General features: G+C 49.8%; 27 protein-coding genes. 4 read left to right on the top strand and 23 right to left on the bottom strand.

Annotated features, from left to right (window positions below; translation table 11 throughout):
* Window positions 1–21 precede the first annotated feature (21 nt).
* The 3 genes from tig to L1X57_RS15800 all read right to left on the bottom strand — a co-directional run bounded on the left by tig (window position 22) and on the right by L1X57_RS15800 (window position 2,457).
* Window positions 22–1,374, bottom strand: coding sequence for a trigger factor (tig, locus tag L1X57_RS15790; RefSeq protein ID WP_009724298.1), 1,353 nt, complete (start codon window positions 1,372–1,374; stop codon window positions 22–24).
* A gap of 250 nt (window positions 1,375–1,624) precedes the next feature.
* Window positions 1,625–1,993, bottom strand: coding sequence for a hypothetical protein (locus tag L1X57_RS15795; RefSeq protein ID WP_009724297.1), 369 nt, complete (start codon window positions 1,991–1,993; stop codon window positions 1,625–1,627).
* Between the two features lie 2 nt (window positions 1,994–1,995).
* Window positions 1,996–2,457: a flavodoxin domain-containing protein gene (locus tag L1X57_RS15800; RefSeq protein ID WP_009724296.1), complete on the bottom strand. Its 462-nt coding sequence runs from the start codon at window positions 2,455–2,457 to the stop codon at window positions 1,996–1,998.
* A gap of 144 nt (window positions 2,458–2,601) precedes the next feature.
* Here L1X57_RS15800 and L1X57_RS15805 point away from each other — a divergent pair, with 144 nt between their 5' ends.
* Window positions 2,602–2,808 carry a DUF2788 domain-containing protein gene (locus L1X57_RS15805; RefSeq protein ID WP_009724295.1) on the top strand — a complete coding sequence of 69 codons (207 nt, stop codon included), beginning with the start codon at window positions 2,602–2,604 and terminating at the stop codon, window positions 2,806–2,808.
* A 93-nt stretch (window positions 2,809–2,901) separates the two neighbouring features.
* Here L1X57_RS15805 and L1X57_RS15810 read toward each other — a convergent pair whose 3' ends face one another.
* From L1X57_RS15810 to L1X57_RS15870, 13 genes are all read right to left on the bottom strand, one after another.
* The gene (locus tag L1X57_RS15810) at window positions 2,902–3,198 is read right to left on the bottom strand and encodes an integration host factor subunit alpha (protein ID WP_009724294.1); all 297 of its coding nucleotides are present in this window, start codon (window positions 3,196–3,198) and stop codon (window positions 2,902–2,904) included.
* A gap of 105 nt (window positions 3,199–3,303) precedes the next feature.
* Complete coding sequence (gene pheT, locus L1X57_RS15815; RefSeq protein WP_009724293.1) at window positions 3,304–5,685, bottom strand: phenylalanine--tRNA ligase subunit beta; 2,382 nt, start codon at window positions 5,683–5,685, stop codon at window positions 3,304–3,306.
* Window positions 5,686–5,711: 26 nt separating this feature from the next.
* Window positions 5,712–6,731: a phenylalanine--tRNA ligase subunit alpha gene (gene pheS / locus L1X57_RS15820; RefSeq protein ID WP_009724292.1), complete on the bottom strand. Its 1,020-nt coding sequence runs from the start codon at window positions 6,729–6,731 to the stop codon at window positions 5,712–5,714.
* A gap of 157 nt (window positions 6,732–6,888) precedes the next feature.
* Window positions 6,889–7,242, bottom strand: a complete 354-nt coding sequence (gene rplT, locus L1X57_RS15825; RefSeq protein WP_009097607.1) for a 50S ribosomal protein L20 — start codon at window positions 7,240–7,242, stop codon at window positions 6,889–6,891.
* A 57-nt stretch (window positions 7,243–7,299) separates the two neighbouring features.
* On the bottom strand, window positions 7,300–7,494 hold the full coding sequence (gene rpmI, locus L1X57_RS15830; protein WP_009724291.1) for a 50S ribosomal protein L35: 195 nt from the start codon (window positions 7,492–7,494) through the stop codon (window positions 7,300–7,302).
* 81 nt (window positions 7,495–7,575) lie between these two features.
* Window positions 7,576–8,115, bottom strand: coding sequence for a translation initiation factor IF-3 (gene infC / locus L1X57_RS15835; protein ID WP_083003855.1), 540 nt, complete (start codon window positions 8,113–8,115; stop codon window positions 7,576–7,578).
* Between the two features lie 12 nt (window positions 8,116–8,127).
* Window positions 8,128–10,050 (bottom strand): threonine--tRNA ligase, encoded by a 1,923-nt coding sequence (gene thrS, locus L1X57_RS15840; protein WP_009724289.1) that lies wholly within the window; start codon window positions 10,048–10,050, stop codon window positions 8,128–8,130.
* 212 nt (window positions 10,051–10,262) lie between these two features.
* Window positions 10,263–11,132, bottom strand: coding sequence for an OmpA family protein (locus L1X57_RS15845; RefSeq protein WP_009724288.1), 870 nt, complete (start codon window positions 11,130–11,132; stop codon window positions 10,263–10,265).
* Between the two features lie 289 nt (window positions 11,133–11,421).
* Window positions 11,422–11,889, bottom strand: a complete 468-nt coding sequence (locus L1X57_RS15850; protein WP_009724287.1) for a DUF2489 domain-containing protein — start codon at window positions 11,887–11,889, stop codon at window positions 11,422–11,424.
* Window positions 11,890–12,006: 117 nt separating this feature from the next.
* Complete coding sequence (gene cyoE, locus L1X57_RS15855; RefSeq protein WP_009724286.1) at window positions 12,007–12,924, bottom strand: heme o synthase; 918 nt, start codon at window positions 12,922–12,924, stop codon at window positions 12,007–12,009.
* Between the two features lie 60 nt (window positions 12,925–12,984).
* Complete coding sequence (locus L1X57_RS15860; RefSeq protein ID WP_009724285.1) at window positions 12,985–14,088, bottom strand: COX15/CtaA family protein; 1,104 nt, start codon at window positions 14,086–14,088, stop codon at window positions 12,985–12,987.
* Window positions 14,089–14,143: 55 nt separating this feature from the next.
* A complete protein-coding gene (locus tag L1X57_RS15865; protein ID WP_009724284.1) occupies window positions 14,144–14,650 on the bottom strand; it encodes a hypothetical protein in 507 nt (168 codons plus the stop codon).
* 11 nt (window positions 14,651–14,661) lie between these two features.
* Entirely contained in the window at window positions 14,662–15,357 is a 696-nt protein-coding gene (locus L1X57_RS15870; protein WP_009724283.1) for an SURF1 family protein, read from the bottom strand.
* On the opposite strand from L1X57_RS15870, the gene L1X57_RS15875 reads away from it, so the two are divergent.
* Window positions 15,356–15,547, top strand: a complete 192-nt coding sequence (locus tag L1X57_RS15875) for a DUF2909 domain-containing protein (RefSeq protein ID WP_009724282.1) — start codon at window positions 15,356–15,358, stop codon at window positions 15,545–15,547. The two genes, L1X57_RS15870 and L1X57_RS15875, sit on opposite strands and share 2 nt — an antisense overlap.
* A gap of 4 nt (window positions 15,548–15,551) precedes the next feature.
* On the opposite strand, the gene L1X57_RS15880 is transcribed toward L1X57_RS15875, so the two are convergent.
* The 5 genes from L1X57_RS15880 to L1X57_RS15900 all read right to left on the bottom strand — a co-directional run bounded on the left by L1X57_RS15880 (window position 15,552) and on the right by L1X57_RS15900 (window position 20,128).
* On the bottom strand, window positions 15,552–16,409 hold the full coding sequence (locus tag L1X57_RS15880; protein WP_009724281.1) for a cytochrome c oxidase subunit 3: 858 nt from the start codon (window positions 16,407–16,409) through the stop codon (window positions 15,552–15,554).
* Window positions 16,406–16,996, bottom strand: coding sequence for a cytochrome c oxidase assembly protein (locus L1X57_RS15885; RefSeq protein WP_009724280.1), 591 nt, complete (start codon window positions 16,994–16,996; stop codon window positions 16,406–16,408). The genes L1X57_RS15880 and L1X57_RS15885 overlap by 4 nt, the downstream gene beginning before the upstream one ends.
* 35 nt (window positions 16,997–17,031) lie before the next feature.
* A complete protein-coding gene (gene ctaD, locus L1X57_RS15890; protein ID WP_009724279.1) occupies window positions 17,032–18,675 on the bottom strand; it encodes a cytochrome c oxidase subunit I in 1,644 nt (547 codons plus the stop codon).
* 39 nt (window positions 18,676–18,714) lie between these two features.
* Window positions 18,715–19,830, bottom strand: a complete 1,116-nt coding sequence (coxB, locus tag L1X57_RS15895; RefSeq protein ID WP_009724278.1) for a cytochrome c oxidase subunit II — start codon at window positions 19,828–19,830, stop codon at window positions 18,715–18,717.
* Window positions 19,831–19,954: 124 nt separating this feature from the next.
* Window positions 19,955–20,128, bottom strand: a complete 174-nt coding sequence (locus L1X57_RS15900; protein WP_009724277.1) for a DUF2970 domain-containing protein — start codon at window positions 20,126–20,128, stop codon at window positions 19,955–19,957.
* A 131-nt stretch (window positions 20,129–20,259) separates the two neighbouring features.
* On the opposite strand from L1X57_RS15900, the gene L1X57_RS15905 reads away from it, so the two are divergent.
* Entirely contained in the window at window positions 20,260–20,619 is a 360-nt protein-coding gene (locus tag L1X57_RS15905; protein ID WP_009724276.1) for a hypothetical protein, read from the top strand.
* Between the two features lie 99 nt (window positions 20,620–20,718).
* Window positions 20,719–20,934: a hypothetical protein gene (locus tag L1X57_RS15910; protein ID WP_009724275.1), complete on the top strand. Its 216-nt coding sequence runs from the start codon at window positions 20,719–20,721 to the stop codon at window positions 20,932–20,934.
* A gap of 42 nt (window positions 20,935–20,976) precedes the next feature.
* On the opposite strand, the gene hrpB is transcribed toward L1X57_RS15910, so the two are convergent.
* On the bottom strand, window positions 20,977–23,412 hold the full coding sequence (gene hrpB / locus L1X57_RS15915; protein WP_234667790.1) for an ATP-dependent helicase HrpB: 2,436 nt from the start codon (window positions 23,410–23,412) through the stop codon (window positions 20,977–20,979).
* Window positions 23,413–23,432: 20 nt separating this feature from the next.
* The gene (locus L1X57_RS15920) at window positions 23,433–24,092 is read right to left on the bottom strand and encodes a TetR family transcriptional regulator C-terminal domain-containing protein (protein WP_009724273.1); all 660 of its coding nucleotides are present in this window, start codon (window positions 24,090–24,092) and stop codon (window positions 23,433–23,435) included.
* Window positions 24,093–24,249: the final 157 nt, after the last annotated feature.

The raw sequence follows: 24,249 nt of genomic DNA on the forward strand, positions 1-24,249 counted from the left end.
TGGGTGCGCCACGCGATAAAGTTAGGCGCTAGCTTGCTCGCTTTCTTCAACACCTTCATCTTGCTCGGCTTGTTGCTGGGCAGCTGCCAGTGCTTGCTGGTATGACATTTCAACGTCTTTAACGTTCGCCTGCTCCAGCAGCTTATCAACGGCCTTTTCTTCCAGAATGGCAGACTTCACCTGAGTTTTGAGCTGCTCATTGCCCATGTAGTATTCAACTACTTCGGAAGGATCCTGATACTGCTCTGCCAGTTCTTCAACCTTGGCTTTAATCGCGTCATCGTCAGCGTCTAGCTCATTCGCTTTGATAACCTCGGCCAACAACAAGCCTACCTGAACACGACCTTTCGCTTGTGCTTCGAACAGCTCATTCGGCAGCTGACTAACGTCAAAATCTTCGCCAAGACCAAATTGCTGTGCCGCTTGGCGTTTCATACCGTCAGTTTCTTGCTGGACAAGCGCACTTGGCACAGGAATATCATTCGCTTTTTTCAGCGCATCTAATACCTGCTGCTTCACACGGTTATCAACCGCCTGGGCCGCTTCACGGGTCATGTTCTTTTTGATCTCAGCGCGGAATTTGGTTTCATCACCATCTTCAACACCGAAACGCTCAATGAACTCAGCGTCAACTTCAGGCAGCGCTTGGCTGCTCACGCTATGAACAGTGACTTTGAATGTGGCTTCGTTACCAGCCAAATGCTCGGCTTGGTAATCTTCAGGGAACGTAACAGTGATGGTTTTCTCATCACCTGCTTTCGTGCCGATCAACTGCTCTTCAAAGCCTGGAATGAAGCTATTGGAACCAATGACCAGGGCATGGCCTTCAGCGCTTCCACCCTCAAACGGCTCATCGCCCAGGAAGCCCTGGAAATCGATGGTAACTTGATCGCCATCAGCGGCAGCGGCGTCTACTTCTTCCCACGCAGCGTTTTGCTTGCGCAGCGTATCGATCATTTCGTCGACATCAGCATCGTTAACCGTCACTACCGGACGCTCAACTTCGGTGCCTTCGATAGATGCAAGCTCGACCTGCGGATAAATTTCCATAACCGCCACAAACTCTAGATCTTTGCCAGCTTGATTTACTTTTGGCTCAATCTGGGGGAATCCGGCAGGGTTTAGGCCTTCTTCGGTGATGGCACGCACATAGCGCTCACGCATCACTTCACCTACCACTTCATTGCGCACGCTGTCGCCGTAGCGCTGACGAACTACAGCCATCGGCACTCGGCCTTGGCGAAAACCATTCAGGCGAACGTTCTTCGCGGTGTCTTTCAAGCGAGCGCTGACGGCCTCGTCGATTTCGGCGGCCGGCACCTGAATTGTGATACGGCGTTCGATCTGGGAGGTCGTCTCGACGGAAACTTGCATGAATTGTCCTCTAGCGGCTGGGCGTTATGTTGATTGCGTAAATTAAGTTCAAGGGGGCAATTTTAAGAACCCTAGCGCATCGTGGCAAGCGCCATGCTCGCAAGATGGGGGCATAACCCACAAATACAAGGGTAATCACTAGCAAAACGATCGTTTTAGGCCGTTTTTTCTGACCGCAGCACAGTCAAAACCATTTCCAAATGTTAAACGTAGCTTTTCGGTCTAATTATCACACTTAAGACAATGGCCTTTAATCGCGCTTTGCCCACCACAAAGAAACAGCATGGAATAGCAGCCCACATGTTGCGGCGTGGGAAATAAACACTTGCCAGCTAATCCAATCAGTAAACAAACCATGCCAGAAACCCATTACCAGGGCACCCATTAGCAGCATAATTAATAAGCGCTGACATAATTTTGGCAGGGCTTTTCGTGCGCTAGCGGACAGCATTTTCCACTGAATAACGGCAGCGCCCGCTACGATGGCTAACGCAATAAGCAACAAGGTTTGGCGTGTTTCATGCCCTTCTACCATGTAGCGGGGTATCGCAGCCAGCATCACAATGCAAAGTCCGAGGGCAACGCTTATGCGCTCTGGAGAATAAGGGACTCGCTGCATCGTTAGGCAACCTTTAGCTGCTGAGATTCAATCCACTCTTCCGCCCACGGGATAGCGGCGTCATCTGCCATAAAGGTTTCCATAGCATCTACTTCCAGCCGATCACCTAAACGCGTTGCACCATGGTCCTCTAATAGCGCATCGAGTGCCCTTCCCGCCCCACAAAACGTATCACCGTAGGAGCTATCACCCAACGCAATTAGCCCATACCGCAATGAGGTAAGCGAAGGGTTTTTTTCCTGCACACCCCGCACAAAGGAAACAAAATTACCTGGATAGTCGCCGCTTCCCGTGGTCGATACACAAAACAGCGTAAGATCTTGGTTATTAGTTAAATCTTCAATCGTCGGCTGCTCAGAAATATTAACCTTATAGCCAGCCTGTTCAAACAACGGCTTTACTTGCTCTGCGACATCTAGCGCACCACCGTACATTGTTCCGACTAGAATCGTTAGCGTTGGCATGGCCGTACTCCTCTGCAAAAGTGTCGCACTGTGCTTTGTTCAGTCGACAAATACCCGATGAATTTGGTCAAATATTAACACGACTCGTAAAAACGGCACACGCCTTCTCATGAGGCGACTATCAATCTTCCAGTAGGAAATCTTATGCAGCAACTCTTCGAGGCATGGATAACACCGATCATGGTCGGTGGTTTAATCGTGTTTATGTGCTTTATTATTTGGGACTTAGCTAAGAAGTCGAACGCAGGGAAATTTGGCACGATCATGCTTTTTGTCGTTTTGGGGGCCGGCATGCTGGGTTATATCATCAAGGTAGTGATCACTTGGCTCATCGAAGGGCGTGGACTTTAGCCAGAAAATAAAAAAAGGAGCACCAAACGGCGCTCCTTTTCATGTGCAACTATCTTAGCCAATGCAACAGTACGTTTAAATTTCCACTACACATTAGCTGCTTGTATAGCGCTCTACCTGCTGCTTTAATTTTTGACCGGGACGAAAAGTAACCACGCGCCGGGCAGAAATGGGAATCTCTTCACCTGTTTTGGGGTTACGCCCCGGTCTTTCACGCTTATCACGCAAATCGAAATTTCCGAAACCCGATAGCTTAACCTGCTCATTTTCGCGCAAGCAGGCACGAATTTCTTCAAAAAAAGCCTCAACCATGGCTTTGGCTTCTCGCTTCGACAGCGCAAGCTCAGTGTGTAAATGTTCTGCTAGCTCTGCTTTGGTCAACGCACCCATAAGGCCCCCTCCATGTAGCAAACGCATTGCCAAGAACGTGATAAGCGCGTGTCATGGCATTGTTTAATTATTCGCGTAACTATTCACAAATACTTCCCACGAATACTATCCACGTAGCTCAGCGTCTAATTCAGCTCGCACTTGCGATACGATGGAATCTACCAACGGGTTGATTTCATCGTCATTTAGCGTGCGCGATGCATGCTGCCACGTCAAGCCCAACGCAATACTCTTGTAACCATCGGCGACGCCCTTACCAGCATAGACATCAAACAGCTTAATGTCTTTTAAGTAATCCCCCGCTTGCGCTTTTGCACAGTCAAGTAGCGCCTGCACCGGCGTCTCCGCCTTAACAGTAAAGGCCAAGTCACGGCGAACCTCAGGATAACGAGACAGCGGTTCAAAAGCTGGAATGACACCCTCGCTGAGCGCATCTAAACGAACTTCAAACATAACAGCATCAACTTTCAGTCCAAGCTTAGCTCGCACTTGAGGATGTAACGTGCCAATCCAACCAGCAGGCTTACCATGATGCAACAGCTTCGCCGTTTGCCCAGGATGTAATGAAGGATGCTCACCTGGCTCAAAGCGCCATGCGTCAAGCGCGCCACCAAGCGCTAGCAGGCTTTCTAAATCCCCTTTAAGATCGTAGAAATCGACCTGGGCTTTAACACCATTCCAACCCTCAACTTCACGACCTCCGCACGCCAGCGCCCCCATCATTGGGATCTGCGAGAGGTTGTCCAAATGGCCGTTAAATACCAATCCGGTTTCAAACAGTCTGACACGAGTTTGCTGGCGGTTGAGGTTGTGCTCAAGCGCACGCACTAAGCCGGGGAACAGACTAGCCCGCATCACCGACAAATCTGACGAAATCGGGTTCGCCAGCACTGGTGAAACTGCATCTGGCAACATCGTCGCTTGCAGATCAGGCGAAACAAAGCTGTAAGTTATCGCCTCCTGAAAACCACGAGCTACCATTTGGTTGCGCAGTTGAGCTTGCGTTAACACCGCCTCGTTAGCCGGACGTAACGCCAAACGCGCCGCAGGACGTCGGACAGGCAGGTTGTTGTAGCCATGAACGCGCGCAATCTCCTCAATGAGGTCTTCTTCGATCGCCACGTCAAAACGCCAGCTGGGCGCTGTGACTGACCAGCCATCTACCTGCTTATCAACCGCAAGCCCTAAACGCTGAAGAATATCAGTTACGTCTTCAACTGGCAGACGCTTCGAAAGCGCACTTTCAAGACGCGCCTCGCGCAGCACGATGCTGCGTGGCACTGGCAGGTGCTCATCACTAGACGACTCAGTAACAGGCCCTGCCTGGCCACCACATATATCCATCAGGAGCTGACTGGCACGTTCAACGGCCACACTGGCAAGCGCCGGATCAACGCCACGCTCAAAACGATGAGATGCATCTGTATGGAGGCCATAAGAACGGGCCTGTCCTGCGATAGCCAGCGGCGTGAAATAGGCAGACTCCAAGAAAATCGTATCGGTTTTCTCATTCACCCCTGAATTCTCGCCCCCCATGACACCTGCCATTGCAAGAGGGCCCTTATCATCTGCAATAACCAGCGTTTCCGGCCTAAGCGCCACTTCTTGCCCGTCCAACAAGGTCAAACGCTCTTCATTACGCGCCAAACGAACGGTGATACCGCCGTGAAGATTGTCACGGTCAAATGCATGCAATGGTTGCCCCAGCTCTAACATCACATAGTTGGTGACATCAACTACGGGGTCGATAGAGCGAACACCGCTGCGCCGGAGGCGCTCTACCATCCACAGTGGGGTTTCGACGCTAACATCAACGCCTTTGATAATACGACCCATGTAGCGCGGGCATTGCTCCGGCGCCTCAATACGTACTGAAAAAGTATCATCGATGCTGGCATCAACAGCAGCAATGTCGGGCCCACTCACCGGAAGGCGATTGAGCACACCCACTTCTCGTGCCAGCCCTTTGATGCTGAGACAATCACCACGGTTCGGCGTGAGATCAACCTCAATGGTCATGTCGTCAAGCTGCATGTACTCCCGAAAACTGATGCCTACCGGTGCGGAAGCAGGCAGCACCAAAATACCAGGTGACGTGTCCTCCTCCAGACCTAACTCAGAGGCCGAGCAAATCATTCCGCGGGACTCAACGCCACGCAACTTGGCTTTCTTGATTTTAAAGTCGCCAGGCAGAACCCCACCTACCTGAGCAAACGGAATTTTTTGACCAACGTCGACGTTGGGAGCGCCGCAAACAACCTGCACAGGCTCACCGGTACCATCATTGACAGTACATACGTTGAGCTTGTCAGCATCAGGGTGCCTCTCTTTAGTCAGCACCTCTGCAATGACTACCCCACTAAACGAGGACGCAACGGCCTCAATGGCATCGACTTCAAGGCCTGCCATGGTGATTTGATCGGCGATTGCCTGTGTATCAAGCTGCGGAGCCACCCAGTCACGCAGCCACTGTTCTGAAAATTTCATATTGATTCCCGTCGCTGGCAGCGGTCTTAGGTAAATTGGCGAAGAAAACGCAGATCGTTCTCAAAGAACAAACGCAGATCGTTAACACCGTAGCGCAACATCGCAAGCCGCTCGGCCCCCATACCAAACGCAAACCCTGTATAGCGCTCAGTATCAATGCCTGAATGCCGGAACACCTCGGGATGCACCATGCCACAGCCCATAACCTCCAACCAGCCGCTATGCGAGCAGACACGACAACCATTTCCACTACACATCACGCACTGAATATCGACCTCTGCAGAGGGCTCAGTGAATGGAAAGTAAGAAGGACGGAAGCGTACTGAGAGATCATCGCGTTCAAAAAACGCCTGGAGAAAATCCTCAATAGTGCCCTTAAGATCTGCAAAACTCACACCTTCGTCGACCAACAGACCTTCCACTTGGTGGAACATTGGGGTGTGAGTGAGATCTGAATCACTACGGTAGACACGACCGGGACAGACAATACGGATCGGCGGTTCGCCACTCTTCATAGTACGTACTTGAACGGGCGACGTATGGGTACGTAACAAACGGGTAGCATCGAAATAGAAGGTGTCTGCCATACCACGCGCAGGGTGATGAGCAGGTATATTTAGCGCCTCAAAATTGTGATAGTCATCTTCAATTTCTGGCCCTACCGCCACATCGTAGCCAATTCTGGTAAACAAGCCTTCAATACGCTCAAGCGTACGGGTGACAGGGTGTAGACCACCACTCTCCTGACCTCGGCCAGGCAGCGTCACATCAATTCGTTCAGCGGCCAAGCGAGCGCTGAGCGCTTCGCTTTCAAGCTGCTGACGCTTCGTATCAATTTCAGTTGCCAGGGTCTGTTTCGCCTGATTAATTTGCTCACCGGCGGCAGGACGCTCTTCTGCTGATAGCTTCCCTAAGCCTTTCAACAAGGCCGTCACTTCGCCTTTTTTACCCAAGTAACGTACGCGCAACTCATCTAGGGCAGGGACACTTTGCGCCGCATGAATAGCATCGCGAGCCTCTGACACCAGAGTAGGAAGATGGTCCATCCGATTCACTCCGAATTAAGCGATTTCCATCTCTAAAGATGGCTGGCATGTTGAAGGTGACAAAAAAACAGGGGAAGAGCGGCTGCTCTTCCCCTGCATGGGTCACACTGAAATGACCTCAGACACGTCACACTGATTTACATCAGCGCAATGTGCTTTATTGGGCAGCCTTGGCTTTTTCCACGATAGCAGCAAATGCAGCTTTCTCGTGTACCGCCAGGTCGGCCAATACTTTACGGTCAATTTCAATACCGGCTTTCTTCAGACCGCCAACAAAGCGGCTGTAAGACATGCCATTGATGCGCGCACCAGCGTTGATACGCTGAATCCACAGAGCGCGGAATTGACGCTTGCGGTTGCGACGGTCACGGTAAGCATACTGACCGGCTTTGATAACAGCCTGCTTAGCTACGCGGAAAACACGCGAACGGGCACCGTAGTAACCTTTGGCCTGCTTCAATACTTTTTTATGGCGACGACGGGCAACTACGCCACGCTTAACACGGGTCATAACACACTCCTGACTTTATGACTGAGGCTAAATGCACTCAGATAAGAAAATTCGACCTTACAGGTTCGGCAGCATGCGCTGGATCAGCGCTTTGTCAGAAGCATGGATCTGCTTCATGCCACGTAGCTGACGCTTACGCTTAGTCGACTTCTTGGTCAAGATGTGGCTACGGAAAGACTGCTTGTGCTTGAAGCCATTAGCGGTCTTTTTAAAGCGCTTGGCAGCGCCGCTGTTGCTTTTGATTTTCGGCATGAGAAAACTCCGCTCGATATTTTTTAGAAAACCCAGGGCCGATCAGCGCTTCCACGCCGACCCGTTAGCTTCGCCGTTGGATCACTTCTTCTTCGGGGCAATAATCATGATCATCTGGCGGCCTTCCATTTTCGGGAAAGACTCTACCGCTCCGATCTCTTCCAGGTCTGCCGCGATCCGTTCCATTAGCTTGCGGCCAATGTCCTGGTGCGCCATTTCACGACCACGGAAGCGCAATGTGACTTTGCCCTTATCACCACCTTCTAAAAAGCGTGTCAGGTTTTTAAGCTTGACCTGATAATCGCCTTCGTCAGTGCCAGGACGGAATTTAACTTCCTTAACCTGGATTTGCTTCTGCTTTTTCTTTTGAGCCGCTTTCTGTTTCTTCGTCTCAAAAACAAATTTGCCATAATCCATAATCTTACAAACGATTGGATCGGCATTCGAAATTTGCACGAGATCTAAACCGGCAGCTTCTGCACGCTCAAGCGCTTCGGTGGTGGGCACAACACCCAACTGTTCACCTTCAGCATCAATTAAGCGTACTTCTTCTTCGGTAATTCTCTCGTTCATTGGTGGGCGTTTGTCTTGTGGACGCCCGCGCTGATTGCTTCGCTTGATTGCTCCGTCTCCTTAGGCAATTGACGATGTCGCCAGGGCTGCTCGCTCTGCACTGCAACGTTCGATGAATTCATCGACTGTCATCGTGCCGAGGTTTTCGCCGCTGCGAGTTCGCACGGCCACTGAGTCAGCTTCGACTTCCTTATCTCCCACCACAAGGAGATAGGGAACTTTCTGTAACGTGTGCTCACGGATTTTAAAGCCGATCTTCTCGTTCCTCAAGTCCGCTTTAACTCGTAAGTCATTTTTTTGCAGCCGTTGCTCCAACTCAAGCGCATAATCACGCTGCGCATCAGTAATGGTCATCAAAACGGCTTGCTGAGGCGCCAACCATAGCGGCATCGCACCAGCATAGTGCTCAATCAGGATTCCCAAGAACCGTTCAAAGGAGCCCAAGATAGCACGATGAAGCATCACAGGAGTCTTGCGCGTCCCGTCTTCATCAACATATTGCGCGCCTAAGCGCCCTGGCAAATTAAAATCTAGCTGTAGAGTACCACATTGCCACACACGATTCAGGCAATCACGCAGGGCAAATTCAATTTTCGGTCCATAAAAAGCACCTTCTCCCGGCTGAAGCTCCCAATCAAGGCCCGTCGCATTGAGCGCCGCTTCAAGCCCATGCTCTGCTCGGTCCCACATTTCTGCTTCGCCAAGGAAGTCCTCTGGACGAGTTGAAAGCTTGAGCTCAACATCCTCAAAACCAAGCGTTTTATAGACTTGGAGGGTAAGCGCAATAAATGCCTCTGCTTCTGCCTGGATCTGGCCTTCGGTGCAAAAAATATGCGCATCATCTTGGGTAAAACCACGTACGCGCATCAGACCATGCAAAGAACCTGATGGTTCATTTCGGTGACAGCTACCGAATTCTGCTAGGCGCAAAGGTAAATCCCGGTAACTTTTCAACCCCTGATTAAACACCTGAACATGACAGGGGCAATTCATGGGTTTAACAGCATACTCACGCTTTTCTGACTCAGTGGTGAACATGAGTTCACTATAGTGCCCCCAGTGGCCCGACTTCTTCCATAGCGAAAGATCTACCACCTGCGGCGTTTTAATCTCTTGATAGCCATGCGCTCGCTGAATTTTCCGCATGTAATCTTCCAATGCCTGGTACATTGTCCAGCCATTGGGGTGCCAAAAAACCATGCCTGGCGCTTCTTCTTGTAAATGGAAAAGATCCATTTTGCGTGCCAGCTTGCGGTGATCTCGTTTCTCGGCCTCTTCAAGGCGCTTCAAGTATGCCTTGAGCTGCTTCTTGTCACCCCATGCGGTACCGTAAATACGGGTCAGCATTGGGTTTGAGGCGTCCCCACGCCAATATGCACCAGCCAGCTTTGTCAGCTTGAAAGCTTTCAGATGGCGCGTATTCGGCACGTGCGGCCCACGGCACATGTCCGTGTACTCTTCATGATGATACAAACGTATCGTTGCATCTTCAGGTATATCGCGGACGATTTCTTGCTTAAACGTTTCGCCACGCTCAACAAACGTACTCATCGCTTTGTCGCGATCAACGTACTCACGCACCACGTCGTAATCACGCTCAATGAGAGACTGCATGCGCTTTTCGATGGCTTCCAAGTCGTCAGGCGTTACCGACTTACCAAAATCAATGTCGTAATAAAAGCCATCATCAATCACCGGCCCAATTGCCATTTTCGCATCAGGATACAGCTGCTTAACCGCATGCCCAATCAGGTGGGCGCACGAATGGCGGATAATCTCAAGGCCTTCTGGATCACGGGCGGTAATTATCGCTATTTCAGCATCTTGCTCGATTAAATCAGCAGCATCGACCAATACACCATCAATCTTGCCAGCCACACAAGCCTTGGCCAAACCAGGGCCAATCGATTCTGCGAGCTGCATAATAGAGAGAGGTGCTTCGAACGTTCTTTGGCTGCCATCAGGCAATGTTACTATGGGCATTAAGTATTCCTTGAACGCAGTGGTGATCCATACCAAGGATCACATTTCGCTATCAATGGTCGAGAGTATTAGGTGCTTTTGAGGGTTGCCCAGCCTACCAGAATTTAGCAAGCCGTAAAATAAAACGGGAGGCATAAGCCTCCCGTTCTGTGCCTAAAGGGTATTAATCAACGGCGCTACGGCCTACCCCTTAATGTAAATTGATGTGTGGCTTAGTTCCACTCATCCAATTCAACACGACGGTTCTGTGCGCGACCTTCATTAGTATCGTTGCTAGCTACTGGGCGCTCTTCGCCATAGCCAATGGCACGCATACGGTTAGCACCTACGCCACGCTGGGCAAGGTAAGCAGCAACAGACTCTGCACGGCGCTGAGACAAGTTCTTGTTGTACTGATCCGATCCACGAGAGTCAGTGTGACCTTCGATGCTTACACGCACGTTCGGGTTGTTAACCAAACGCTCAGCCACACCATTCAATACATTTTGTGCGCCCGGCGTTAGCTGTGCAGAATCAAACTCAAAATTAACATCACGTAGCACTAAACTTTCAGGGCAACCCAGTGAGTTAACTTCAACACCTGCAGGGGTGTTCGGGCACTGATCACGATAATCCGGCACGCCATCGTTATCAGAATCCAGCGGGCAGCCATTAGCATTAACGGCTACGCCAGCAGGAGTTCCCGGGCACTGGTCACGGTAATCTGGCACACCGTCACCATCAGAGTCCAGCGGGCAGCCTTCGGCATCAACTGCAACGCCTGCAGGCACTTCACCATAGCTTGGGCACTGCGGTGCTACTGGCTCAGGCGTGCGGTCTGCACATAGCAGGCCGCCAATCGCTGCACCAGCAGTTGCGCCAATAGCGGTATTTTCATCTTCGTCAGAGTTGCCGCTAGTAGCGTATGCAATACTGCCGCCGATAACACTGCCGGCCAAGCCGCAAACGAAAGGATGTTGATACCAATCGCGGTCGCTACTTGCGCTGGTTTGGCCAGATGATTGTGATGCTGAGCTGGCACAGCCTGATAAACCTACTACCAGTGCAGAACCGATTAGCAAGCCAGTCGTTGATTTTTTCATGCAAGACTCCTTCTTGATCCAATGCTGACATGGTCCTAAGACCAAATCTATCCAATGCTTCTTATTGCGAGAGCATCCATTTTTCGCTGCTCAGCACCATGGCAATATTATGCTTTCACCATATGGCTGAACGTTTGCCTATGATTAACGTTTAATCACGAGAAGGCAACAATGCCGTGATATCAACTTCTTGCCAATACCGACATTTTCAGCATAGCAAAATTGACGCAATAAGCGTCAAAAAACATAGGTTACCGTATTTATAGCCCCCTATGCTCGTTAAACAAGGTTAATGAAGACCTGCAGATCCCTCGGATCTCCAGTTAATTACCTTCTGTGCTGCCTCAAGAACTGCAGGTCGCATTTCGTCCTCAACAGCGAGGCGCTCCTTGTCTTCTTGCATACGCTCTCGTGGCGTTAATTGCTTACGTGCAGAGTGAGTTTTTAAATGTCGAGTACGGTTGTACACTTCTGCAAACGCTTGAAAGTCTGGACGCTCTGCTAAGCTGGGATCAACAATCTCAAGCAGAACTTTGCATCGCCAAGACCCTTCTGTGATGTCGACTTGCTCTTGCACAAGCGCGCTAACGACAAAATCAAGGTTTTCTAGGCTGTTTTGGTGGGCACGACGCTCTTCGTCAAGCCGGAATGCTTCTCGACGCTTAACCTCTTGGCGAAGTTTATAGGCATAACCACCAAGAGCTGCAATGACAATAATTGCAACGATGAGTAGTAACAATGCTCCAGTGGAACTCATAACGCTCCTTTCACAATGGAGAGGTAGAAAGCTTGACGAGAATTGTACACCCTCTTACCCCTTGGAGACTACTTTCGCTGTCTTTTGCCCCCAATTGAGAGCGAAGGTGAATAGTTTCTATAGAAAGAATACCCCAACATAATGATCCAAAAGCAGCGCGCCAAATAAGCCTAGCAGGTAGCGAATTGAGAACCAAAACGACTGAATAGGGGCTTTATCACACCGCCCTTTCCACACCTTCCAGCTCCAGTATATATATCGTCCGTTAAGCGCAGTCACTATTATTAGGTAAACCAAACCGCTCATACCAATCATCACAGGAAGCAGCGTGGCAGCTACCGTAAGCCATGTGTAAAGCCATATCTGCAGCCTTGTAAAAGCCAAACCATGCGTGACGGGCAACATGGGGATACTAGCGCGAGCATAGTCGTCATATTTATGAATAGCCAACGCCCAAAAATGAGGCGGGGTCCATACAAATATAATCAGCATTAATAGCAGCGATTCTGCTGTGACTTGACCCGTAATAGCTACCCACCCCAGCAAAGGTGGCGCTGCACCAGCAACACCACCAATCACTATATTTTGCGGCGTTGCTCGTTTAAGAAAAGCGGTATAAACCAACGCGTAGCCTACCAACGATGCGAAGGTGAGCATTGCTACAGGATAATTCACCTTCCACGCTAAGAGACCTAAGCCAGCCAAGGAGAGCATCGTTGACCATATTAGCGCAACCGTTACGGGTAAGCGATTTGATGCCAACGGGCGGTTGGCGGTGCGCGACATGACAGCGTCCAAGCGACGATCAATTACATGATTAAACGACGCTGCCCCACATGCAGAAAGTCCGATGCCCAATAACCCAAAGGCGACGTTTTTTAATGGTGGGAGGCCTACCGTTGATAGCGCCATGCCCACCCCTACACACACCAACATAACCGCTACAACATTGAGTTTGCACAGCCCTAGCAACTCTCTCCAACCCCATATAAGCGTTGGCACTGTTGAATGCGATAACACGGCAACATTTTTCATTATCCTACCCCGTAATAACTATTCTTGTTCTAGACGAAGCAAAACCTCTATTTACTACCGTTATTTACTACAGTGCGTAAAGGTTACCTGGGCTGCCTTTAGATCATTCACCTCTATAGATTGCTGACTAGGCTGGCGTTTCCAGCACCAGAAGGCCCACTCCATGCTCAAGGTTAATGCAACCGCTCCAGCGGTATGCAACAGAGCCAGCCATAGAGGAAGCCACAACAATACATTGGCAATGCCAAGCGCAACCTGAACAAAGTAGGCAATTAACACCAGCATGAGGGCTCGTCCAACAGAAGCTGCCGTACGATATCGCCACCATAGTGCTAACAGTACAATTCCGAGTAGAAGCGCTCCAAAGCGATGCATCATGTGAATTGCAGTACGTGCGTCGGCGTGTAACTGCCCATGCAAATAATTAGGGCCGACGGTTTGTGTCAGGTGAAAGCCTTCACTTATGTCCATTTCTGGCCACCACTGGGTATTGCAGGTCGGGAACCCTTGGCAGGCGATACCTGCATAGTTGCTGGTCACCCAGCCACCTAATGCAAGCTGTAAAACCAATGCCGACACGCCGATTACCCAGAGCACATTAATAGTCTTAGGTGAAGAGGCATCGCTTGTGGAAGTAGAAATATGGTTGATGGGAAAAGACGTACGACTCGTTAAGCTAAGGCGGATTCGCAAATGCAGCCAAAAAAACAGCATCAGCACACTTAGACCGCCCAACAAATGCAGAGTAACCACTTGTGGCCAGAGCTTTAGCGTAACGGTAAAGGCACCAAACGCGCCTTGAAGCAGGATGACAATTAACAGGGCAATGCTTACTTTCCCTGGAAACCCTGGTCGCTTACGCAGTGACCATCCTAGGGCTACAACGCTTAGCACAATAAGCCCTAAAAAACTTGCCACATAGCGGTGAGCCATCTCTACCCAAGCTTTAAAAGGCTCAAGAGGCACATCGGGATGGCGCAGAGCAGCATATTCATTATCGGGAACTAACAGACGTCCATAACAGCCTGGCCAGTCAGGGCACCCCAATCCCGCGTCGACTAAGCGGGTCCAAGCGCCAACTAAAATCACTAGCGCTGTCAGTACAGTACCTGCCAAGGTTAAACGTTTCAGCCATTGTAAGCGCCGCTCAGTAGAATGTGGCACGTTGCTTCCTTACGACCTACTAGGTCGAGCATGCAGAGTAACGATTTATTCTTCGCTACAGCGGATTGACCTTAAACAAATGACGTATGTCATCGAGAATATCTGCGGCAGGCACCGCATTGTTAAATGACAGCGCAGGCCTGCCAAAGGGATCCATTAGCCATACGCTGTTTTCTTCACGCCATTCAGGCTCTACGAGCCAACGATTGACCGTTTCCCCTGGTAGCTCTTGTGCGCTCCCACCTATTCGTAATCGCTCTAACCGAGTAGCTTCTCGGCCCAACGCCCGATGCAATCGCCACAATTCATCCATGCGCTCATCACAGAGCGAAGTACAGTCAAATGCTAATGTCCACGCATCGTTTTTTTCAGGTTTAGCGCTCAAAGGCCAATCATCCAGTAATGGAACACCGACATGCACTTGCCCATGGGCTGTATCATCACTAGGTATGCCTATTTGCCATGTCAACATCGTCCACGCGGTAACAATAGGCGCGGCGAATGCTGCAAAAATAAGTAACAACTTAACTCGCGGGTAACGAACTGGCTGGCGTTGTTCCATGCTTTTCCCCCTCAGTCATCAGTAAGGCTATCTTTACGCAAGCGATACCCTCCCAACACCATGACCACTGCCGCAGCAAGCGCCAGCCCCCACCACTGAAAAGCATATCCAAGATGACGGCTAGGAGGCATCACGCTAGCTTCCCACCAAGGCGTAAACACTCCCTCGCCTTGGTCAGCATGTAACCATCCGTTATAAGTGAAGGCAGGTAATATTGGCTCCCACGGGGTTAAGCCGATCTGCTGCAGTCTTACCCCTTCTCTGTTTGCGCCATACAGCGGCCCGCCGGGGCGCGCAACTTGCCACTCTCCTGAAACTGTGACGCTGCCCTCAGGAGTATCAGCTTGAGGCGCTGCTCTACTTGGCCCTGTTTCAATAAAACCCCGCTGAATAAGCCACAATTGATCAAAACTGTCTCGGAAAGGCGTTAGCACAGCCACGCCTAAACGCCCGTCAACAATGCGGTTATCCAAATAGAGAGTGTGATTAGCAAGGTATTCTCCTTGCAAATGCAGTTCAGATCCCTCTTCTGGCACAGCGGTCGGCGATTTGACAAAAGGCGCTGCCTCCCTAGCAGCTAACAAAACACGCTTGTCATCAGCACGCTCCCACTGCCATAGTCCTAGCAAGACACCAAGCGAAACTAATACGCCCCAAAATACACACCAGACGTATAGGCGTTGCGACCCAAAAGAGGTTTTCGTCATGTGGTTAAAGCTGCTCATTGGCCTAGTTTTTGTTGGAATAGTCGCTAGCTTAGCGGCTGGCGCGGGCTTCTTATTGAGGGATGACAGCAGCTCCCGGCGGCTACTGGCATCCCTTAAGTGGCGCATTGGGTTAACATGCCTACTTATGGTCTTATTAGTGTTTGGCTTCTGGTCGGGAAACTTAGGTTGATTGATTAGAAGACGTATACAAAAATAAATAACCCAACCCACACAACATCTACAAAGTGCCAATACCAGCATGACGCTTCGAAGCCAAAATGATGATCATTGGCGAAGTGCCCTTTCCATATCCGCACTAACATACACGCCAGGATAATCGTGCCGACAATAACGTGAACCCCATGAAAACCGGTCAAAATGAAGAAGGTTGCTCCGAAAATCCCCGCTTCCAGCGTAATGCCATAATGATGGTAGGCTTCGTAATATTCGACCCCCTGGATGACAATAAAGCAGCAGCCCAACAGCACTGTACCCGCCAGCCAATTTCTGCACGTCTTACGCTCGCCTAATTTCAACGCCTCATGAGCGACCGTCAATGTAATACTGGAGGTTACTAGTATCAGTGTGTTGACCAAAGGTAACTGCCAGGGACTAAACACCCGTTCAGGCCCAAGCACTGCGCTATCAGGCGGATTAAACAACGGCCACTGCGGCACAAAGCCTGGCCATAATAAGGCAGAAACCCCCTTCGCCCCCTCTCCACCCAACCAGGGTATGGCGAACGTTCTAACGTAAAATAAAGCACCAAAAAATGCGGCAAAAAACATTATTTCAGAAAAAATAAACCAGCCCATCCCCCACCGGAACGACCGATCCATCTGGGCATCGTACAAACCGCTCATTGATTCGTGAATAACATCTCTGAACCAAAGTCCCATCACTGCAATCACGCTAACCACACCGATTAGCATTAGTGGGGTACCCGTGTCGTACACAAGCTTGACTCCCGTACCCACCATCATAGCCCCGAGCGCCAGCGAACCTAAAATAGGCCACCGACTCGTTGCTGGAACATAGTAGCCGCCACTCATATGGAATCCCCTATCGTCTTGTTGTCATTCTTTGAGATGTCTTTTGCTAAGTGATGAACTGGGTACAAGGTATACACTAGCGTTATCGTATTAATATCCTCAGGGAGGTCCCGCGCCAGCTGGAATATCAGAGGAATCGTCAAACGCTCATCCCCTTGGAGCTGCTGCTCTTGGAAACAAAAGCAGCTTACTTTTCTTAAATGGGTCGTAGCGCTTGAAGGAGAAACACTAGGCACAGCCCGCCCCCAACTTTCGACACGACTATTGTTGGTAAAAGTGAAATCAACTTCCGCTGTTTGGCCTGGATGCACGCGCATTTGGCGGTTTTCGACACTCATTCGCCATGGCAACCCTGCGCTACCACGGGTAATGAACTGCACGGTGACATAACGGGACTGATCAACTTCTTCATGGATAATGGCCTTAGCCGTAGTATCCACCTTGCCATTAAGCCCCGTCACACGACAAAACACGTCGTAAAGAGGGACGAGCGCAAATGCGAAGGCAAACATACCAATTAGCGCTGCCACCGTACGAATAACCGTTCGCTTTACCCCAACTGATTGCACCGTATTATTTACTGCCATATATCCCCCTAGACTATTCGCTGATGGGCAGCTAATTAGTCATGGTGATGAGTACGGTTAAATACAGGTGGTGTCTCAAAGGTGTGCAGCGGTGCTGGACTGGGGACGCTCCACTCAAGGTCTTCTGCACCCTCCCAGGCTTTTGCAGGCGCTTTTTTTCCTCCCCTCACACACATCACCACAACCAATACAAAAATCAGCTGCGACGCACCAAAAAAGAAAGCGCCAATGCTGGAAAGCAAATTGAAATCCGCAAATTGCAACGCATAGTCGGGAATACGCCTAGGCATGCCTGCCAAACCAGCGAAATGCATAGGGAAAAACGTTAGATTAACGCCAATAATAGAACACCAGAAGTGGCATTGAGCCAGCCGCTCGTTAGGATAATAGCCGGTCCATTTTGGCAGCCAGTAGTAGACGCCGGCCATAATGGCAAAAATAGCACCTGGTACTAACACATAATGAAAATGTGCCACGACAAAGTAGGTGTCGTGATACTGGAAATCCGCAGGGGCAATTGCCAACATTAGCCCTGAAAAACCGCCTATGGTGAATAGGACGACAAAAGCTAAAGCAAACAGCATAGGCGGCTCAAAACTGATCGAGCCACGGAATAGTGTGGTCACCCAGTTAAACACTTTCACGCCTGTCGGCACGGCAATCAGCATGGTCGAATACATGAAAAACAGCTCCGCCGTTAGCGGAAGGCCGACGATAAACATATGGTGCGCCCAGACTAAAAATGACAGCAGCGCAATAGCTGCCGTGGCGTACACCATAGAGGCATATCCAAACAAAGGCTTACGCGCGAAAGTTGGAATAATGGCCGAGACGATACCGAAGGCCGGTAAAATCATGATGTAAACTTCAGGGTGCCCAAAGAACCAGAATAGGTGCTGGAAAAGCACGGGGTCACCGCCACCCGCTGCGTCGAAGAAACTGGTACCGAAGTTAATATCCATCAACATCATGGTAATGACACCTGCTAGTACAGGCATTACCGCAATCAACAGAAAAGCCGTAATTAACCATGTCCATACGAACAGCGGCATATCCATCATGCGCATGCCCGGCGCGCGCATATTCAAAATGGTCGCAATAATATTAATAGCCCCAAGAATCGAGCTAATGCCTGCGATATGTAGGGCTAAAATAAAAAATGTCGTCGAGGCAGGTGCATAAGTGGTCGACAAAGGCGCATAAAACGTCCAGCCAAAATTAGGTCCGCCGCCTGGCATTAACAGCGTAGAAAGTAATAACGTGAACGCCACAGGAAGCAGCCAGAAACTAAAGTTATTGAGCCTCGGCAGTGCCATATCCGGCGCACCAATCTGAAGTGGAATCATCCAGTTGGCTAACCCGGTAAACGCTGGCATTACCGCAGCAAACACCATGATTAATCCATGCATGGTGGTCATTTGGTTGAAGAACTCTGGCTCTACCAGTTGCAAGCCAGGTTGAAACAGCTCGGCTCTCACTACCAAGGCAAATATGCCCCCTACAAAAAACATAATGAGAGAAAAAATCAGGTACAGAGAACCAATTTCTTTATGGTTGGTAGTCAGCAGCCATCGCATAATCCCTTTTGGCTGAGCCGCATGGTCGTGCTGAGAATGGCCACCAGCCACTGCTGTAGAGCTATGTTGCAGTGAATGTTGAGGAGGTAGTTTGGGCGCCATGAGCATCTCCGCCTGATTTATTGTTGTTAATACCTTAGATTATTGTGCAATACGTTCAGCTATCGCAGCTGGCTGCACCACATCGCCTGTGTCGTTGCCCCAGGCATTGCGGGTATAAGTGACAACCGCTGCGATTTCGACAGGATTTAACGTACTACGAAACGCGGGCATAGCAGCACCAGAAACACCGTTAACGATTCGGTCTATATGCCAATCTAGGTCATTAATTAATTGGTCGTTATTTGCTAGTGCAGGAAACGCCGGTAAAGCCCCCTGGCCTTCGCTTTGATGACAGGACGAACAAATGGTCTGATAAACAGACTCTCCCCTCGCCATCAAGTCCTCCATCTCCCACTCTCGGTCAACTCCCATGGCCTCTTGCTCTGCTGCTGCTTTACGTTCAGACAACCATGTTTCAAACTCTTCTTCTTCCATGGCATGCACAACCACTGGCATAAACCCATGATTAACGCCACAAAGTTCAGCACACTGGCCACGGTAAATGCCCGGTTCGTTAATTTTCACCCAATTTTCATTGATAAACCCTGGAATCGTATCCTGCTTAACGGCTAGCTCAGGCACCCACCAGGAGTGAATAACGTCATCCGACGTCATTAAAAAACGCACTTTACGATTGATCGGCAGCACCAATGGCTCATCTACGTCTAACAAATAGTGCTCATCTCTCGCCTCCTCCCCACGAATTTGTTCTCTTGGTGTACTCATGTTGGATGTAAACGCAACATCTTCCCCAAGATACTCGTAGCGCCAGCGCCACTGCTGGCCAGTGATCATCACATCCAGGTCAGCTTCTGAAGAATCGTACATATTCTTCAAGGTCGCGGTCGCTGGCACGGCCATTCCAATCAATATCAGGATAGGAATAGCGGTCCAAAGAACCTCGACGGAAGTATGCTCATGAAAATTAGCCGCTTTTGCCCCTTTTGAGTGTCTGTATTTAAATAACGAGTAAAACATCACCCCAAACACAATCACCCCGATCACCACGCATACCCAAAAGATAGCCATATGCAGACCAAAGATATCTTGGCTGATATCGGTGACCCCTACCGGCATATTCCAGCCATTCGCATGAGCTTGAGTGATACTGAAGGTACTGGTAATGGTTAGCAGCCATTGCCACGATCGATGCATAGAAACCTCCTTATTATTGTTGTTCACGCCAACCCATTTATTAGGTCAGGAATAACTGATTAACGTCAGTATAGAAAACATGAGGCATTCGTCACGAACAACTATCGTGAGGTGTATCAACGTTTCAACGCGATGCGATCACTGCAATCCCTACCAGGATCAAAACAAATATGAGCGTGATCACAACCCCTGTCACAATAAAGGCAGCGGGTTTACCACTAGAAAAATCCTGTTGCCGGTTGAGGTCATTTTGTACGCCTAGAAGTGCTGACAGTACTGATTTGACAACTGACCACATTGAGCCTCTCCTCAATATCACGTATTTCATTGCTCAAATGCACAACTCTTCTGCAGAGCTTAGCTATAGTTGAGAATAGGTGAACCTGTGAAGAATGCCTCACAGATTGCAAAACTTGATAGGAGCACACTATGGATCATTCAAACAAGAAACAGCCCGTATCTATTACTGACACGAACCAAGATATCGTGACTTGGTGGCACCATTACTGCCTGTTGAGCACCATGCCCATAGTACGTTGTCAGATTGCTTGGCTGGAGAACGTGACACAGGCCATGCAATTGGAGGCTGAACTTTTCCAAGCTATCGCTAAAAGTAGCGAAAAACTAACGCTATGCATGACTGACAACAAAAAAAACGGCAACGCCAAGGAGCTCACTGAGCATTACCAAGAAATGGTCAAAACGCTTACAGATGCCAATCTTGAGCGCTTTGCTAAAGTGTCTCAACTTTCCCACGAGTTTCGACGCAGCCTATGGGAGGAAATTTAACAATTTGGGATTAAGCTTGCGGCTTATTGTCGTGCCATTCACACTACGCACGCTTTGCTATTTGCTAAGAGCAGCTTTGGACTGGTGATGGAGCCTAATATGCCCAAATGTCGTGGATTTTTACCGTTGTTCCCGTTAATAGCCATGGTTTTACTACCGTTGACTGGCTGCACAACTTACACCTGGCCAGATGGGTCGCAAGAAACAGTGCTGGGTGTTCCCCCTGAAGAAGAAAACCGTCGTTATGAAGAACAGCGCGCTGACGGAGTACGCTATCGTGTACCAGGCAAAGTCCCTGAGGAACAACCAGAATGATTTTCTTCGATCTAAATTTTCTTTAAACGATGATATTTAAACTTATCGACGTTTAGTGAATGCCGTTGCTTGAGCGGTAAGTGGATCTTCTGGCCAGGGGTGCTTCGGGTAGCGACCACGCATCTCTTTACGCACCTCTGGGTAGCCATTTAACCAAAAACTGCGCAAATCTTGGGTAACCTGAAGCGGCCTCTTTGCCGGTGAAAGAAGATGAACGACGACGGGCATATGGCCGTCCGCGACGACAGGGGTATCTTGCCAGCCAAACGCTTCCTGTAATTTTAGAGCAAGTACTGGCGGTCTTCCTATTAGACAGGGCGCATAATCAATTGATGCTTGATTACCGCTAGGAGCCGTTATTGTTGGTGGCGTTAAACGCTCAAACCGGGACCGCTCATCCCAGCTTAGCGTTGCCATTAAGTAGGTATGAAACGGCATTTTTTCTAGTTGGCTGAAACGTGTCATACCCGCCATATAGGGTGCCAGCCACTTGTCAGAACTCTCTAACAACGCACACTCTGACCAATCAGGCCATACGTCAGGATAAGCACTCGCCAACAGCGCCATTCGCCCTTGTAACTGCTTAACTTTGCCATTAAAAAGCGCCGTAGATCGTTGTTTTAACGCCTGGAGTAACGCCTGTTGGACAGCCTCTACAGATAGCTCCGCTAAAGGCCTACTTGCCAATACAAGCTCACCGTGACGTTGAACAGCTTCTCCGAGAAGCTTACCTTGGGTATCAGACCACGTAATACGATCTTCCCAATGCTGGGTAGCCGGATATATGTTGATGAGCGCTGCCAACGTGATTGGCTCGGCTTGATATATTGTCGCCTCGCTGGTGGCACTTTCAACGCTAACCGCAACAAGATATGGAGTATTTGCTAGCGGATGATTATTAGACAGCGTGGCTGTTTTACCATTAGCGAGTTTGAAGCGACCTGGGCTGATAAGTTGACCAATGCGGTCAGGGTAAGCCATAGCTAGCAGACAACTAAGCGGCTCGAGCGACATCTTATGTGTCACCAGCAGGTTAGCCATATCTGTAAGCCGCTTGGTTTCTCGCTGCCATTGAGGAAATCGCGAGGGTTGAATAAATCGCTGAGCCAACGCATCTCTCAGCGAACCACTGACACGCTCCCTACCCTCCAGCAAAGCGGCTAAAGCGCAGGCTAGTTGTACTGCCTTGAGTGACGCCGCTTTTGATAGCATTACCGCTAAACGAGGCTCAAGCGGCCAACGCGCACTTTGCTTACCTAGCGGCGTTAGCAGGCCCGCTGAATCAAGTATACCAAGTTGACGAAGCAAAGCCTGGCTACTTTGCCATGCTCCGTTAGGTGGTGGTGTCATCCAGACTAGCTCATCTGGCGAACGCGCTCCCCACATGGCAATTTCAAGCGCTAGTCTTGATAAATCAGCTTGCGCTATCTCAGGTTCACCGTAGGCAACAAGTGGCTGCTCCCGAGACCATAATCGATAACATATTCCTGGTTGTTGCCGCCCTGCACGACCGCGGCGTTGATCAGCGCTGGCACGATTGACACGTCGGGTAGTTAACCGAGTAAGACCCGTTCGCGGCTGAAATAGCGGTACACGTTCCAAGCCAGCGTCAATAACCACATTAACACCATCAACTGTCACGCTGGATTCAGCAATGGCAGTAGATACAATCACGCGCTGGCGAGTTTCGTGAGGTGCCAATGCAGCTTGCTGTTCCTCAATGGGCATCCCGCCATGTAATGCCCGCACCTCAATATCAAGGGCGCTATTTTCCAGCGTTTTCACCAACCGAGTTATTTCTGCCACTCCAGGCAAAATCACCAGCACATCATGGCTATTAACATTCGCCAAGGCCTCATTTACCACTCGGTAAGCAGCAACGTCTAACGCGTCATCACTGCTAAAAGGGCGATAGTACGTTTCAATTGGGAATTCACGACCCGTGCTTTCAATCACTAGTGTATCGTTGCCCAAAATGCTTGTTAACGCGGCGACATCTAACGTCGCAGACATCACAATCAATCGTAAGTCAGCACGAATGCTTTGTTGGATATCCAGCGATAGCGCCAGCCCAAGATCTGCTTCTATGCTGCGCTCATGAAACTCATCGAAGATGATAGCAGCGACCCCGTCAAGTAACGGATCATCTTGCAACATACGCGTCAGAACACCCTGAGTAACCACTTCCAAGCGAGTATATGGGCCTACTTTGCTATCCCCCCGCATACGATAGCCAACCGTCTTGCCAATAGGCTCGCCAAGCTGTGCAGCCATAAAGCTTGCCGCCAACCGCGCCGCAACACGTCGCGGCTCCAGCAACAATACTTTCTGCCCTTTCGCCCATTGACTGTTAAGCAAGGTCAAGGGAACGCGGGTTGTCTTACCTGCCCCAGGCTGGGCGACTAAGATAAGGCGGTTATGAACATCTAGAGCGACCTGGATCGCTGTTAGATGCTGTTCGATTGGAAGCGTAGACATCGCTTGTATAGGCATCGCGGTTAAACTGATGAACTGTTGGGTAAATGCGCCGCTGAAATACCGCATCCTTTTATAATGACATGCTCTAAAAATTGGCAGATAGATTCGAGATCCGTTTCGCTGAGCCCTTCAGCCCCTAAGATTCCAGTCACCTGTGCACTGTATTCCGTGTAATGCTGAGTGGCTGACCAAATCAGGAATATAAGCCAGCGTGGATCAACATCATCCATTTTTCCTTGTTGAGACCACTGGCGAATAATTGTTGCGCGGGAAGCTACCCACTCTTTTAATTCGCCAGAGAGGTAATTACTCAAGAACGGCGCACCAGCCAAAATCTCAGCGGCAAACAACTTTGAGCCTTCGGGATAACGCTGCCCCAGCATCATTTTAGTTCGAATGAAATCGCTCAATACCCTAGCCGGGTCGCTTTCAGGTGTAATGTCCTCAAGTACCGCATTCCAACGACTCATCATTCGGTTGAGCAGACGAACGTAAAGCAGCTGCTTGCTGCCCATATAATAAAGAATATTCGCCTTGGGAAGCTCCGCTAGATCGGCGATTGCCTGAAGGCTGGCACCACGATAACCATATTGAGAAAACACCTGCTCCGCAGCGCTCAGTATGGTCTGTTCAATACGATCCCTGCTGGCATTTTCATGGTTAGCGGTATCAGCCGTCATTGATTAAGCTCCTTTGATAAGCGCCAATGGTTACCCCATGGGGCTTGTTACATTAAATAGGTTTATCGTCACCTGCCGTATAAGAGTGCAGGTGGCCACACCATCAACAAATTCTTGCAAGGTGCGCTGTTTTGTCCCAAGCTCAACATTATTGACC

Source organism: Halomonas sp. TD01, assembly GCF_923868895.1.
Lineage (GTDB): Bacteria > Pseudomonadota > Gammaproteobacteria > Pseudomonadales > Halomonadaceae > Vreelandella.

What these genes read in the sequence shown, in the direction of transcription:
- tig (WP_009724298.1), bottom strand. Translation starts at nt 1,374, where the DNA reads ATGCAAGTTTCCGTCGAGACGACCTCCCAGATCGAACGCCGTATCACA.
- L1X57_RS15795 (WP_009724297.1), bottom strand. Translation starts at nt 1,993, where the DNA reads ATGCAGCGAGTCCCTTATTCTCCAGAGCGCATAAGCGTTGCCCTCGGA.
- L1X57_RS15800 (WP_009724296.1), bottom strand. Translation starts at nt 2,457, where the DNA reads ATGCCAACGCTAACGATTCTAGTCGGAACAATGTACGGTGGTGCGCTA.
- L1X57_RS15805 (WP_009724295.1), top strand. Translation starts at nt 2,602, where the DNA reads ATGCAGCAACTCTTCGAGGCATGGATAACACCGATCATGGTCGGTGGT.
- L1X57_RS15810 (WP_009724294.1), bottom strand. Translation starts at nt 3,198, where the DNA reads ATGGGTGCGTTGACCAAAGCAGAGCTAGCAGAACATTTACACACTGAG.
- pheT (WP_009724293.1), bottom strand. Translation starts at nt 5,685, where the DNA reads ATGAAATTTTCAGAACAGTGGCTGCGTGACTGGGTGGCTCCGCAGCTT.
- pheS (WP_009724292.1), bottom strand. Translation starts at nt 6,731, where the DNA reads ATGGACCATCTTCCTACTCTGGTGTCAGAGGCTCGCGATGCTATTCAT.
- rplT (WP_009097607.1), bottom strand. Translation starts at nt 7,242, where the DNA reads ATGACCCGTGTTAAGCGTGGCGTAGTTGCCCGTCGTCGCCATAAAAAA.
- rpmI (WP_009724291.1), bottom strand. Translation starts at nt 7,494, where the DNA reads ATGCCGAAAATCAAAAGCAACAGCGGCGCTGCCAAGCGCTTTAAAAAG.
- thrS (WP_009724289.1), bottom strand. Translation starts at nt 10,050, where the DNA reads ATGCCCATAGTAACATTGCCTGATGGCAGCCAAAGAACGTTCGAAGCA.
- L1X57_RS15845 (WP_009724288.1), bottom strand. Translation starts at nt 11,132, where the DNA reads ATGAAAAAATCAACGACTGGCTTGCTAATCGGTTCTGCACTGGTAGTA.
- L1X57_RS15850 (WP_009724287.1), bottom strand. Translation starts at nt 11,889, where the DNA reads ATGAGTTCCACTGGAGCATTGTTACTACTCATCGTTGCAATTATTGTC.
- cyoE (WP_009724286.1), bottom strand. Translation starts at nt 12,924, where the DNA reads ATGAAAAATGTTGCCGTGTTATCGCATTCAACAGTGCCAACGCTTATA.
- L1X57_RS15865 (WP_009724284.1), bottom strand. Translation starts at nt 14,650, where the DNA reads ATGGAACAACGCCAGCCAGTTCGTTACCCGCGAGTTAAGTTGTTACTT.
- L1X57_RS15875 (WP_009724282.1), top strand. Translation starts at nt 15,356, where the DNA reads ATGTGGTTAAAGCTGCTCATTGGCCTAGTTTTTGTTGGAATAGTCGCT.
- L1X57_RS15870 (WP_009724283.1), bottom strand. Translation starts at nt 15,357, where the DNA reads ATGACGAAAACCTCTTTTGGGTCGCAACGCCTATACGTCTGGTGTGTA.
- L1X57_RS15880 (WP_009724281.1), bottom strand. Translation starts at nt 16,409, where the DNA reads ATGAGTGGCGGCTACTATGTTCCAGCAACGAGTCGGTGGCCTATTTTA.
- L1X57_RS15885 (WP_009724280.1), bottom strand. Translation starts at nt 16,996, where the DNA reads ATGGCAGTAAATAATACGGTGCAATCAGTTGGGGTAAAGCGAACGGTT.
- ctaD (WP_009724279.1), bottom strand. Translation starts at nt 18,675, where the DNA reads ATGGCGCCCAAACTACCTCCTCAACATTCACTGCAACATAGCTCTACA.
- coxB (WP_009724278.1), bottom strand. Translation starts at nt 19,830, where the DNA reads ATGCATCGATCGTGGCAATGGCTGCTAACCATTACCAGTACCTTCAGT.
- L1X57_RS15900 (WP_009724277.1), bottom strand. Translation starts at nt 20,128, where the DNA reads ATGTGGTCAGTTGTCAAATCAGTACTGTCAGCACTTCTAGGCGTACAA.
- L1X57_RS15905 (WP_009724276.1), top strand. Translation starts at nt 20,260, where the DNA reads ATGGATCATTCAAACAAGAAACAGCCCGTATCTATTACTGACACGAAC.
- L1X57_RS15910 (WP_009724275.1), top strand. Translation starts at nt 20,719, where the DNA reads ATGCCCAAATGTCGTGGATTTTTACCGTTGTTCCCGTTAATAGCCATG.
- hrpB (WP_234667790.1), bottom strand. Translation starts at nt 23,412, where the DNA reads ATGTCTACGCTTCCAATCGAACAGCATCTAACAGCGATCCAGGTCGCT.
- L1X57_RS15920 (WP_009724273.1), bottom strand. Translation starts at nt 24,092, where the DNA reads ATGACGGCTGATACCGCTAACCATGAAAATGCCAGCAGGGATCGTATT.